We start from the raw sequence: 12,527 nt of genomic DNA, 5'->3' as shown, positions 1-12,527 counted from the left end.
AACTTCAGCCCCCTTGTCAAGGACGCCGCTCATGATCTCGAAATCCATCTGTGTCTATTGCGGCTCACGTCCCGGCCAAAACCCCGCGTACACCGAAGCCGCAGACGCCCTTGGGACCGCAATCGCGAGAGAAGGCTGGCGTCTGGTCTACGGTGCGGGTGATGTCGGGCTAATGGGAACGACAGCGCGGGCTGCACAAAACGCCGGCGGCGACACGTTCGGCGTGATCCCGACGCATTTGATGGATCTTGAGGTCGGCAAGACCGACCTGACCCGATTCATCATCACAGAAACCATGCACGAGCGCAAAAAGGTCATGGTGATGAACGCAGATGCCATCGTGGTCTTGCCCGGTGGGGCCGGATCACTGGACGAGTTCTTCGAGGTGTTGACATGGCGGCAGCTTGGTCTCCACGGAAAACCAATTGTCCTGCTGAGCGTTGATGACTATTGGGCGCCATTGACCGCACTTTTGAACCACGTGGTTGATCAGGGCTTTGCCGATGAGTCACTACTGGGCTTTGTCGAGACTGCAGCTTCGACCTCGGACACGATCACCGCCCTGCGTCGCGCCTTGTCCTGAGAATAGGCGCTGCTCGAATAGACGGCGAGCGCGGTCCAGATCAGTGCGAACGCAATCATGTGAACCACGCCGAATGGTTCGCTGAAGATTACCACCGCGCACAGGAATTGCAGGGTCGGATTGATGTATTGCACAATCCCGACCGTCGACATGGTCAGACGGCGCGCACCGTAGGAAAAGAGGATCAATGGCAACGCGGTCACCGGACCAGACGCAATCAACAAGGCGGATTCCACCCAGTCGCGTCCAAATGCTCCCCCCGGGCCTAGATGGATATAGGTAAGCCAGCCAAGTGCAATTGGGCACAGGATCAGAACCTCGGCTGAAACCGAGACCACCGGCCCAAGATCGAGGCGTTTTTTGATCAAACCATAAAGGCCAAAGGTCGTGGCCAGCACCAATGAGATCCACGGAACGATATGCAGTCCAATGGTAAGCGACAAAACCCCGATGGCTGCCAAAGAAATCGCAACCCATTGGGTGCGGCTCAGACGTTCGCTCAGAACAATACGTCCCAACAAGACTGCGACCAGCGGGAAAATATAGTAACCCATCGACGCTTCGGTCGCGCGACCAGCCTGAATAGACCAGATAAACAAAAACCAGTTTACCGAGATCAAGAGCGCTGCAGCGGCAATCACTTTGCGCGATACCGGATCAGTCACTGCAGCACGGAGGGTCGACAGACGCCCTTGTATCCCCAGCACGCAGCCGAAAAACACCAAAGACCACACTGTCCGGTGCGCCAGAACCTCGTGCGGAATTACTGTGCTGAGCGCTTTATAGAACAGCGGCGACAGGCCCCAGATCGTGCAGGCGGCTATCAGGGCGAATACGCCTTTTTTGGTTTCGGTCATCCGTGCTCCTTTGTCCTTGCCGTACTGGGATCGCGCGCGCGCAGCAAGGGCATGATGGCCAAAGCCATCAAAGGTAACGGTGGATTCCGACCTAGAAATGCGGCCCGGTTCAAAGGGCCTTCTTTTCAGCCATGTAACGGAGCATCTCCGGACGGTATGCCAACAACTCCTCACGTACAGCCGCATGTCGCAGCATATCACGCCGATATGTCGTCACCGCATCAGGCCAATCAAGCGCCGGGATCACCGGGCCTTCGAAAAGTGCGATCCATTCCAGCGTCACAATCGTTCCGGGGTCACCCATCCAAAGACGGTCACGGGACAGTGCAGACCGTTCCAGCATCACACCAAGCGCGTTGATGCGCAGCGCAATCATACGGTGTGCCGTATTGATCGCGCCCCGGTCACGGATGCTTGGGTCCACGTGCGGAAACGTCAGGCGCAAGGCAGGCTCCAAACGCGTGTCAGCAAAACGAGACCGTTCGCGTGATAGCGCCCGGCCAATCAGATCGTCCGGAAGCATCGGCCTTTCCGGGTGCTTTTCCTCAAGGTATTCCGCAATTGCTTCGCTATCGGTCAAAATCAGGTCGCCATCCAGCAGCGCCGGTATATTGCCGGACGGTACGAGCGACAGATACTCTGACGACCCACCCCCACCGGGCGGCGGCACGGCTTGGAAGGGCAATCCCTTGTGCCGCAACAAGATACGTAGCTTGGCGCAGTACAGCGAGTGATCCGAGGTGTAGACCCGCAACATGTGTAACCCTCCCTAAAACAAGAAAAGCCCCACCAATTGGCAGGGCTTTCCAAAATCGTATGGTAACGGATCAGGCGTTCGAAAGACGCTCGGCCACGTTTTCCCAGTTGACCAGATTGTCGAGGAAATTCGCCAAATACGCAGGACGCTTGTTGCGGAAATCGATGTAGTATGAGTGCTCCCACACGTCGCAACCCAAGAGCGCTGTTTGGTCAAAGCAGACCGGGTTCACGCCGTTCTCGGTCTTGGTAACCTTGAGCGTGCCGTCGGTGTCAACGACAAGCCATGCCCAGCCAGAACCGAACTGGCCCGCGCCTGCTGCGCTGAACTGTTCTTTGAAAGCGTCGAACGACCCGAAGGCGTCAGTGATCCGCGCCTCAAGCTCGCCCGGCATCTTGTTTTCACCAGGACCCATCATCTCCCAGAACTGGTTGTGGTTCCAAAGTTGGCTGATGTTGTTGAAGATGCCATTCTGGGCGACCGCATTCGCGTCGTATGTTCCCTTAATGATATCTTCCATCGACTTGCCGTCCCATTCGGTGCCAGCGATCAGCTTGTTGCCGTTATCAACATAAGCTTTGTGGTGCAGGTCGTGGTGGTACTCGAGTGTCTCTTTGGACATGCCTTTGCTGGCCAGCGCGTCGTGGGCGTAGGGCAGATCAGGAAGTTCAAAAGCCATGGTGGTGTCCCCTCGTTGGTGCGTCAAATTACACAGGCATACGTGATGCGGTGCACCGGCAAGGTCAAGCCCGCCCATGCACCAAACAGGGATTTATCCCGCCTGTTGGCTAGATAACGCGTCAGCGAGTAAAATGGTTCACCGCTGAGGCATCATCTGCAGATGTACATAGAAGACCGAACATATAGGCTGCAACTGAACGGAAGCAGACGATGCGCGCGGTGTTGGCATCGTCCATCCAGAACGCAGCAGCCACCTGCGCCATGCGGGTCCGGCGCACCATACCCGGCGTGAACGCGTCGGTTGCCATGTCCACCGGGGCCAGCTTGGCAATCACCTCGCGCAGCATCATGCCTTGCAATTGGAACACCGCCCGAGCGTCAGAGACATTGACCACCAGCGCATGCGCACCCTGCAGTTTTGCCGAAAGCGCGTCCGCCTTTTGCTGCGCCTTATCATAGGGACAAAGTAGCATTGCCTCATCGGGCGACATCCACAATGCGCCGTTTTCGCCGTCGAACGCGGTTTCGCGGCTGTCCGGAAGGGTCACGCCAAAAACATCATTAACCGCTTTGACGATGTCTTTTCTTGTCAGGTCTCCGCGCAAGGTGATCATACCCTGCCCGGCGAGCTCTTTGACCTGAACCAAACCGTCAAAGGATGCGCCACCCAGCGCCAGTTGCACGTCAGACATTCTGCTTCTCCCCGTCCGGATCAAAGAAGACCGCATTCACGATTTTTGCTTTTACCGTTCCCTCGGTTCCCGAGGTAAATTCGATCACCTCGCCCATGCGATCGGGGCCATTGAGCACAAGACCCATTGCAATACCCTTGCCCAAGGTCGGGCTGTGATAGGTCGAAGTCACCCGTCCTTGCGTGTTCGCTTGGCCGTTTTCATTCATACCTTCAGCAATCGCGTAAGCACCATCAGGCAACGTCGACCCACCCAAAGTTTCAAGCCCGACCAATTTCCACCGCTTGGGGTCAGTCATATGCGTCCGCTGCTGCGCACGCTTGCCAATATAATCTTCTTTCTTCTTGGATATCGCCCAGTCAAGGCCAAGGTCTTGCGGAATTACCGTGCCGTCGGTTTCATCACCGATCATGATAAAGCCCTTTTCGGCCCGCATGATGTGCAACGCCTCGGTGCCGTAGGGGGTAATGTCCCACTCCTGACCGGCATCAACCAGCTTGTCCCAGAAAGCACGGCCTAAATTGGCTGGCACAGCGATTTCATAGCTGAGTTCGCCCGAGAATGAGATGCGATAGACCCGCACCGGGAACCCTGCTAATTCACCATCGGCCCAGCCCATGAAGGACAACGCGTCCTGGCTGACATCCATGCCACCCAGCTTTTCCAATACCTTGCGGGCGTTCGGGCCGACCACGCCGACCTGGGCGAATTGTTCGGTTGCGTTAACGGTCCAGACGTTCCAGTCCCACCATTCCGTCTGTAACCATTCCTCCATATGGGCATGGATACGATCAGCGCCACCGGTGGTGGTGTGGCACAGAAACGTGTCTTCGTCTATGCGCGCAACCACGCCGTCATCGGTCAAAAAGCCGTTTTCTGTGCACATCAAGCCGTAGCGGCAGCGCCCCGGCTTTAGTGTGCTCATCATGTTGGTGTAGAGCATGTCGAGGAATTTGCCTGCGTCAGGCCCCTTGACGATGATCTTTCCCAAAGTCGACGCGTCTAAAAGGCCAAGGCTGTTGCGGGTGGCCAGCACTTCGCGGTGGACCGCGTCATTCACGCTTTCGCCCGTTTTGGGGAAGGCATAAGGACGGCGCCAGTGGCCGACCGGTTCCCAATGTGCACCGTTGGTCTCGTGCCAATCGTGCATGGGAGTTTTGCGGATCGGCTGGAAGATGTCACCACGCGCTTCGCCTGCAATCGCACCCATAGAAATCGGGGTGTATGGCGGGCGGAACGTGGTGGTGCCGACCTGTGGGATGTCTGCATTCAACGCATTCGCAAGGGTTGCGAGGCCGTTGATGTTGCTTAATTTTCCCTGGTCTGTTGCCATACCAAGCGTTGTATAACGCTTTGTGTGTTCGACAGATTCAAAACCTTCCTGTGCGGCAAGTTGCACGTCAGACACTTTTACGTCGTTCTGGTAGTCGAGCCACGCTTTCATACGAAGCTCTTTCTTTGCGCCCTGCGGCATCATCCACACAGGTACAAGCGGCGCTTCATCCGGCGCTTCGCCCCTGGACGCAACGCTGTCACGCTTTGCAGCACCAGTTCGCGCGGCAGCCGTTTCGCCAGCTTTAGCAGCGTTTTGCAGAACATCGTTCAAGTGCATCTCGCCATCAGCAGCCCCGGCGGTGATCACGAAAGGATTGCCGTCATGGCCAATCGGTGCGCGGGAATGATCCGGACGAAAGGCGGCTTGCGAGGCGTCCCAATTAAGCTTGCCACCGCAATGGGACCAAAGGTGCACCACCGGGGACCAGCCGCCAGACATGGCGACGGCATCGCAGAATATCTCTTCGAGCACTTCGCCTTCGCCCGCTTGCACGCCACGACAGACGGAATGCACACGTTTCGCCCCTTTGACCTTGACCGCTGCCGCGCCAGTTTCGACGCGAATGCCGAGCGCTTCGGCGTCTTTCATCAGCGCACCGCCACCTTCGGGACGGGCGTCGAGGATCGCGGGCACCTTGAGACCGGCCTGCACCAGCGCAATGGCGGTGCGGTAGGCGTCGTCGTTGTTGGTGACCACCACCGTCCGGTCGCCGGGGCTAACGCCATAGTTCACGAGGTAGTCGCGCACGGCGGACGCCAGCATGACGCCGGGAATGTCGTTGCCCGCAAAGGACAAGGGGCGTTCGATCGCGCCGGTGGCAGTGATGATCTGTGCCGCGCGGATGCGCCACAAGCGGTGACGTGGGCCTTTGACCTCGGGTGCGTGATCGATCAGGCGTTCGTAACCAAGGACATAGCCATGGTCATAGACGCCTGCACCCATCGTCCGCGTACGGATTTGAACGTTTGGCAGTGCGTCGAGTTCAGCGCGGGCCTGCGCCACCCAAGCGTCGGGGTGCATCCCGTCGACGGTGCCACCGTCAACAGGGGCACGGCCACCCAAATGGGCGTTCTGTTCCAGCAGCAGAACCTTAGCCCCAGTACGCGCGGCTGTCAGCGCGGATTGCAGACCCGCAACGCCGCCGCCGATCACCAGCAAGTCTGTGAAGGCATAGAAATGCTCATAACGGTCGGCATCGCGCGCTTCTGCATCAGGGGCTTTGCCCAGACCTGCGGAATGGCGGATGAATGGCTCGTAGATATGTTTCCAGAACGGACGTGGATGAATGAACATCTTGTAGTAGAACCCGGCGCTCAGGAAGCGCGACAAGGTGTTGTTGACGATGCCCACATCATAATTCAGGGACGGCCAGTGGTTCTGGCTGCTTGCAGTCAGGCCGTGGAAAATCTCGGTCGTGGTGGCGCGTTGGTTCGGTTCGAACCGATCACCCTCGCCCAATCCCACCAGCGCATTGGGCTCTTCTGAGCCCGACGCAACAACGCCGCGCGGACGATGATATTTAAAGCTGCGCCCCATCAGCATCTGGTCATTGGCCAGAAGCGCGGAGGCGAGCGTGTCGCCCTGATAACCGTTCAGGAGCGTGCCGTTGAACTTGAAGGATACAGGCCGGTTGCGGTTGATCAGGCGGCCTTGGGTTTGAACGCGGGTGCTCATAAGTCAGACCTTGGCGCTGGCGGAGGTGTCGGAGCCTCCGGCGGGAGTTTTTTTGGCAAGATGAAGGATCACGCGATGTCCCTCCATTGGAAACCGGGGCGCTTGGCGCGGATGGTGTCGAGAAGCTCTTTCGGCGGTTCCGTCGTCTGGGCGCTGTAGGTGCCGAACACTTCAAGCGTGTTTGTGCAGCGCGCCGCATGGAACCACTTACCGCAGCCGTTCACATGCCGCCAGCGTTCGAAATGCACCCCCTTGGGGTTTTCGCGGTGGAACAGGTAGCCGGTGAAATCGTCATCGCTGGAGTCGGGGCCGAAGCGTGTCAGATGCGCCTCGCCTCCACCATGCAGTTCGGTTTCTTCAGCGGCCACGCCGCAATAGGGGCAGGTTATCAGGAGCATAGACTTGGTTCTTTTGACACGCAGCCCAACCACAGACTAGGCTGTTGGTCGTGGAGCAGAATTTCGATTTCACGCCGATTATTCAGATTGCCCCACTGGCAATTCTGATTGTGCTGGCGATTTGGATGATCCGACGTGGATCGCGACAACAGCCTCATGACAAAGGCAACATAGGTGCTGGCGGATCGCATCGGCCGGGCGATTGGTGGCACTAGGGTGTTCATCAGTGCGCCACCCCCGCAGCAACGCTCTCATCGATGAACCGACCTTCGCGGAAGCGGTTAAGGCCGAACTCGGCGGTCAGCGGTGAATACCCCTTGGCGATCAGCTCGGCCATGCCCCAGCCGGAACCGGGGATCGCCTTGAAGCCGCCGGTGCCCCAGCCGCAGTTGATGAAGCAGCCGTCGAGCGGCGTTTTCGACAGGATGGGCGAGCGGTCGCCGGTCATGTCGACGATGCCGCCCCACCAGCGCAGCATCTTGAGGCGCGAGATCATCGGGAAGGTCTCAACCAATGCGCGGACGGTTTCCTCAACATGGTGGAAGGACCCGCGTTGGGTGTAGTTGTTGTAGCCGTCAGCACCGCCGCCGATGACCATTTCACCCTTGTCGGATTGCGACATGTAGCCGTGTACGGTGTTGGCCATGACGACCACATCCATGCAGGGCTTGATCGGCTCTGACACCAGCGCCTGAAGGGCCACGGATTCGATGGGCAGACGGAAGCCCGCCATTTCGGCCAGAACGCCGGAGTGCCCGGCAACGACGATACCCAGCTTGTCGCAGTCAATCTCGCCCTTGGTGGTGGTGACGCCCTGCACCTTGCCACCCTCTTGGCGCACAGCGGTGACTTCGCATTGCTGGATGATGTCCATGCCCATGTCGGAACAAGCACGGGCATAGCCCCAAGCGACGGCGTCATGGCGCGCGGTGCCGCCACGGGCCTGCCAAAGCGCGCCAAGCACAGGGTAGCGTGGACCCTTGAGTTCGATGATCGGGCACAGCTCTTTCACGCGGGCGGGGCCGATGAATTGGGTCTCTACCCCTTGCAGTTTGTTGGCGTGCGCCGTGCGCCGGTAACCACGCACTTCGTGTTCGGTCTGGGCGAGCATCATGACGCCACGAGGCGAGAACATGATGTTGTAATTCAGATCCTGGCTCAGCGTCTCGTAGAGCGAACGCGCCTTTTCGTAGATCGCCGCCGAGGGATCCTGCAGATAGTTCGACCGGATGATGGTTGTGTTGCGGCCTGTGTTGCCGCCACCCAGCCAGCCCTTTTCGATAACCGCGACATTGGTAATGCCAAAATTCTTACCAAGATAATACGCGGTCGCAAGGCCATGCCCGCCTGCCCCAACGATAACGACATCGTATTTCTTTTTTGGCTCGGGCTTGCGCCATGCGCGTTCCCATCCGGTCTGATACCGAAGGGCTTCGCGGGCAACAGCAAAGGCGGAATAGCGTTTCATAGGGCGCGACTCGAAGCTTGGGGTGATCTGGGGGATATGTGGACCGAATGGGGCGACATGCGGATACTCACAGCGCCCTTTTACCGTGATTTTGCGACATGGCGCTTTGTCACGGGGTTTTGCCCTTTTTTCAAGCGGCTTGCGACTATACATGGCTACGAAACAACTAGTGGATTTTGCGCAAGATGACGTCTTTCTGGATCGTGACCGTTGTTCTGGCCATCGCGATGGCAGCCCTGTTGGTGTTGGCCTTGATCCGCGGTCAGCGACATACCGGGCCAGCAGAGGCGTTCGATGTTCAGGTATATCGTGATCAGTTGACCGAAGTGGATCGGGATCTGCAACGCGGCGTGATCTCGGAAGAAGATGCAGAGCGGCTTCGCACTGAAATCTCGCGCCGAATTTTGACCGCGGATGCCAAGATACAGTCAACCGGCACAGCCGGAGCGCAACCCAGGGTTCTGGGTCTTGTGACAGGGGCCTTTATCGCGGCTTTTGTTGTCGGCGGAAGCTATTGGATTTACGCGCAAATCGGCGCACCGGGCTATGGCGATCTGGGCTTGGCACAACGACTTGAGATGGCCGAGATGGCACGCGAGAACCGCCCCACTCAGGAAGAAGCAGAAGCGCAACTGCCCGCGACGGACGACACCGAAATTCAGGAAGAATACGCGGCACTTGTTCAACGTCTTCGCGGCGCTGTGGCCGAACGCCCAGGTGATCTTCAGGGACATATCCTGCTGGCGCGCTCCGAAGCAGCAATGGGCAACTATACTAAAGCTTACGCAGCCCAGCAGCAGGTTTTGTCGATCAAGGGCGATGACGCCACAGGCAAGGATTACGCCGATCTGGCCGATATGATGGTGCTGGCGGCTGGCGGCTATGTGTCGCCCGAGGCCGAGCGCGTGCTTGAAGCCGCTTTGACGCGCGATCCGCAGAATGGTGTGGGCCAGTACTACATGGGTCTGATGATGGCTCAGACAGGTCGGCCTGATGTCGCGTTCCGGCTTTGGGATCGGCTGTTGCGGCAAAGCCCAGCCGACGCCGCATGGTTACCGCCGATCATGGCACAGATCGAGGAAATGGCCTTTCGCGCGGGTGTTGCCGATTATCAGGTGCCACGTTTGGCTGGCATGCCCGGGCCAAGTGCCGGGGATGTCGATGCGGCGGGTGAGATGAGCCCCGAAGAGCGGCAAGACATGATCCGCGGTATGGTTGCGCGTTTGTCCGACCGATTGGCCACCGAAGGCGGCACCCCCGAGGAATGGGCGCGGCTGATTTCATCATTGGCGGTTTTGGGTGACGAGGCCCAAGCCATCGCAATCTGGAACAACGCGCAAGAGGTTTTTGCCGATAACCCCGACGCACTCGACGTGGTGCGCGAAGGGGCCCGTGCTGCCGGGTTGGTTTTGTAAGCCCGTGATCTACGACGACATCTCTGAATTCGCAGCCAACCTGCCCGCGGCACGCGCAATTGCAGGGCTGGACCTGGGCACCAAAACAATTGGGGTTGCAGTGTCAGACGGTTTGCGCAGCGTTGCGACACCGCTTGAGACGATAAAGCGGCGGAAATTCGGTTTGGATGCCGAGGCGCTTTTGTCGATCCTCGCCAAGCGAGACATTGCCGGTTTGGTGCTGGGATTGCCGCGCAACATGGATGGGTCCGAAGGCCCTCGCTGTCAGTCCACCCGCGCGTTTGCCCGGAATTTCGCAGCCTTGTGGGACAGACCCATCGGGTTTTGGGACGAACGCCTTTCCACGGTTGCGGCAGAAAGAGCACTGCTTGAGGCGGATACGACGCGAAAACGTCGCGCAGAGGTGATCGACCACGTTGCGGCGAGCTATATCCTACAAGGGGCGCTGGATCGTTTGCGTCACATAGAGGCCGGATCATGAAGGAGCGCGCAGCCATGAAAGACGACGTCTGGAGCCGCGACGAAATCGAAAGCCCCTGTGTAAAGATTTGCGTCGTGCATCCCGAAAGCCGTTTGTGCACCGGATGCCTGCGCACGATCGACGAAATCGGGGCATGGTCGAAACTATCTCCTGACGCCCGCCGCGAAATCATGGCAGAGCTGCCATCGCGCGCCAGTCAATTGACGAAACGCAAAGGCGGACGCGCGGCGCGTTTGCTCCGGTAAACTCCGCTCTTGAAAATTTGACCAAATGGTAAAAAACCGAAGCCGATGGCTCCGGTTTTTAAATTTCAATAATTTGGTTCGCTCAATCCAGTTCCAGCACACAAGTGCAGAACTGTTTGGCCTTCCAATGCGCCTTCTTGCTGACCTTGACGTTGTACAAGATCTGATACTTGCCGTTTGGCTTGGCGAGACAGCAGGCTGTCACCTCCATATCCTTGGGCGCTGTCGCGCAGAAGTTGCGACCGAGATAGTACATATCTGGTTGAACATCCGCGGTGAATTTTGCCCGGCGATTGCCATTCGCATCCGTAAAGCACTTGACCTTCGGGCATGACACCGGCGCAGGCTTCGGCACCGTCCTCACTTCACGAGGCTCACGCGGCTCATCCGGGGTCTCCGGCCGTTCCGGCGGAGGCGGAGGCGGATCCGGCGTCGGAGGTTCCGGCGTTGGGGGCTCGAACGTTGGTTTTTCGTATGTCGGAGCCTCTGGCGGGGCATTCCGCGCATCTACTGGTGCCGCGATCAACGCGATCATTAACAATAGGGCAAGTCTCATGTCTTTTCCCTTTAGATACCGCTTACTATGCGGCTTGGTTAACATGTTCCCGCGCCAATCAGAAATCACATTTCCGGCGCGGGCATCATTCCTTAGTGTTAGGCAGCGGTTTGTACGATGCTGGCGCTTTCCACAATGATGATTTGGTCAAGTGATATCGGAGCTGCTCCGGCAGATACCACGACCACGGTCTGGCCATTGGCTTGCACCAAGGTGTCACCGCTCAGATCATCTGTCTCAAGCGAAAGCGATGTGCCGGCAGATGTCCCTTGCGGAACTGACAGGATGATCACCTCGTCCTCTTCAAGGTCCATGATCTCAGGTGCATTGTCAGGATCAACCCATGTGCCGGTGTAGAAGATATCAGCGCCTTCTTCACCGAATGCAACGTCGCCGCTGCCCATTTGGATCTCGTCAAAGCCCTCGCCGCCAAGAAGCATGTCAGGATCGTCCAGATCACGTGCGTTGACCAGGTCGTCATCGTCGCCATCCCAAATCCCGAACAGCTGGTCGTTGCCAGCGCCGCCATCTAGCGTGTCAGCCCCTTCACCACCATTCAGGGAATCGTCACCGTCCCCATCCAGAATGCTGTCATCGCCATCGTTACCGAACACGGTGTCGTCGCCAAATCCACCAAACATGGTGTCGTCGCCAGTACCGCCGACAAGCTGGTCATCGCCTTCCTGACCGTTCATCAGGTCGTTTCCGTCGTCACCAAAGATCGAGTCATTGCCGAGATCGCCAGCAACGGTGTCATTGCCTGCGCCGCATGCGACAAGGTCGTCGCCCGAATTACCTTCGAGTGAATCGTTGCCTTCGCTGCCGAACACCTGATCGTCGCCTTCGTCGCCGAACACGGTGTCATTGCCTCCCTGCCCGTCAAGTATGTTCGCAGAGCCATTGCCAGTGATCACATCGTCACCTTCGCCGCCGACGATGGTTTCCGCACCGGCGGTGGCTGTAATGCTGTCGCCACCATCTGTGCCAAACACCACACCTTCGGATGTTACGATTCCATCCGTGTCAACGTCAGTACCGTCACCGGTGTCGTCATCGATGACGATGTCCTCGCCAGTATCGGACCCGTCGTCAGTGTCGGTCCCGTCGTCTTGTCCGCCACCGTCAGCGGTGTCGCCTGTATCTGTATCGTCGTCATCATCGCTGGAATCCACGAACAAACCTGCCGTGATTCCCAAAAGCGTGAGAGCCATTAGTGCTGCATATTCCATTTGACGTTAATCCCAAGATTACCGATTGGCGTTAAACGTACGCCTTGCGGAGCATCGCCCCATAATGAAATCGACAATTTTAAAGGAATTGTAAGACAATCAGAGACAATGCCAGAGCCGCTGTCCTGATTGTCGCAAGCGGCTATATTGAATGT

At 58.0% G+C, this 12,527-nt stretch carries 14 protein-coding genes; 5 read left to right on the top strand and 9 right to left on the bottom strand.

Annotated features, from left to right (window positions below; all coding sequences use genetic code 11):
- Positions 1-31 precede the first annotated feature (31 nt).
- Positions 32-583: a TIGR00730 family Rossman fold protein gene (locus tag ACTG4M_RS11220; protein ID WP_439123748.1), complete on the top strand. Its 552-nt coding sequence runs from the start codon at positions 32-34 to the stop codon at positions 581-583.
- Here the strand turns inward: ACTG4M_RS11220 and rarD are convergent.
- The 6 genes from rarD to ACTG4M_RS11190 all read right to left on the bottom strand — a co-directional run bounded on the left by rarD (position 490) and on the right by ACTG4M_RS11190 (position 6,978).
- Positions 490-1,440, bottom strand: a complete 951-nt coding sequence (rarD, locus tag ACTG4M_RS11215) for an EamA family transporter RarD (RefSeq protein ID WP_439123747.1) — start codon at positions 1,438-1,440, stop codon at positions 490-492. The genes ACTG4M_RS11220 and rarD overlap by 94 nt on opposite strands.
- 109 nt (positions 1,441-1,549) lie before the next feature.
- On the bottom strand, positions 1,550-2,197 hold the full coding sequence (locus ACTG4M_RS11210) for a glutathione S-transferase family protein (protein ID WP_439123746.1): 648 nt from the start codon (positions 2,195-2,197) through the stop codon (positions 1,550-1,552).
- Between the two features lie 70 nt (positions 2,198-2,267).
- Positions 2,268-2,876, bottom strand: a complete 609-nt coding sequence (locus ACTG4M_RS11205; protein WP_439123745.1) for a superoxide dismutase — start codon at positions 2,874-2,876, stop codon at positions 2,268-2,270.
- Between the two features lie 121 nt (positions 2,877-2,997).
- On the bottom strand, positions 2,998-3,570 hold the full coding sequence (locus ACTG4M_RS11200) for a sarcosine oxidase subunit gamma (protein ID WP_439123744.1): 573 nt from the start codon (positions 3,568-3,570) through the stop codon (positions 2,998-3,000).
- On the bottom strand, positions 3,563-6,580 hold the full coding sequence (locus ACTG4M_RS11195; RefSeq protein WP_439123743.1) for a sarcosine oxidase subunit alpha family protein: 3,018 nt from the start codon (positions 6,578-6,580) through the stop codon (positions 3,563-3,565). The genes ACTG4M_RS11200 and ACTG4M_RS11195 overlap by 8 nt, the downstream gene beginning before the upstream one ends.
- A gap of 68 nt (positions 6,581-6,648) precedes the next feature.
- A complete protein-coding gene (locus ACTG4M_RS11190; protein ID WP_439123742.1) occupies positions 6,649-6,978 on the bottom strand; it encodes a sarcosine oxidase subunit delta in 330 nt (109 codons plus the stop codon).
- 50 nt (positions 6,979-7,028) lie between these two features.
- Here ACTG4M_RS11190 and ACTG4M_RS11185 point away from each other — a divergent pair, with 50 nt between their 5' ends.
- Complete coding sequence (locus ACTG4M_RS11185; RefSeq protein WP_439123741.1) at positions 7,029-7,193, top strand: hypothetical protein; 165 nt, start codon at positions 7,029-7,031, stop codon at positions 7,191-7,193.
- Between the two features lie 8 nt (positions 7,194-7,201).
- On the opposite strand, the gene ACTG4M_RS11180 is transcribed toward ACTG4M_RS11185, so the two are convergent.
- A complete protein-coding gene (locus ACTG4M_RS11180) occupies positions 7,202-8,446 on the bottom strand; it encodes a sarcosine oxidase subunit beta family protein (RefSeq protein ID WP_439123740.1) in 1,245 nt (414 codons plus the stop codon).
- Positions 8,447-8,631: 185 nt separating this feature from the next.
- Here ACTG4M_RS11180 and ccmI point away from each other — a divergent pair, with 185 nt between their 5' ends.
- Genes ccmI through ACTG4M_RS11165 form a run of 3 tightly spaced genes read left to right on the top strand, consistent with a single transcriptional unit; the run spans position 8,632 to position 10,587 of the window.
- Positions 8,632-9,861, top strand: a complete 1,230-nt coding sequence (ccmI, locus tag ACTG4M_RS11175; protein WP_439123739.1) for a c-type cytochrome biogenesis protein CcmI — start codon at positions 8,632-8,634, stop codon at positions 9,859-9,861.
- A 4-nt stretch (positions 9,862-9,865) separates the two neighbouring features.
- A complete protein-coding gene (gene ruvX, locus ACTG4M_RS11170; RefSeq protein WP_439123738.1) occupies positions 9,866-10,342 on the top strand; it encodes a Holliday junction resolvase RuvX in 477 nt (158 codons plus the stop codon).
- A gap of 14 nt (positions 10,343-10,356) precedes the next feature.
- A complete protein-coding gene (locus ACTG4M_RS11165; RefSeq protein WP_439123737.1) occupies positions 10,357-10,587 on the top strand; it encodes a DUF1289 domain-containing protein in 231 nt (76 codons plus the stop codon).
- 82 nt (positions 10,588-10,669) lie between these two features.
- Here ACTG4M_RS11165 and ACTG4M_RS11160 read toward each other — a convergent pair whose 3' ends face one another.
- Positions 10,670-11,143, bottom strand: a complete 474-nt coding sequence (locus ACTG4M_RS11160) for a hypothetical protein (RefSeq protein ID WP_439123736.1) — start codon at positions 11,141-11,143, stop codon at positions 10,670-10,672.
- 98 nt (positions 11,144-11,241) lie between these two features.
- Entirely contained in the window at positions 11,242-12,354 is a 1,113-nt protein-coding gene (locus tag ACTG4M_RS11155; protein ID WP_439123735.1) for a calcium-binding protein, read from the bottom strand.
- Positions 12,355-12,527 lie beyond the last annotated feature (173 nt).

The sequence above is a fragment of the Marivita sp. genome (assembly GCF_965656765.1).
Taxonomy (GTDB): Bacteria; Pseudomonadota; Alphaproteobacteria; order Rhodobacterales; family Rhodobacteraceae; genus Marivita.
This window is presented reverse-complemented; position numbering and strand designations above follow the sequence as displayed.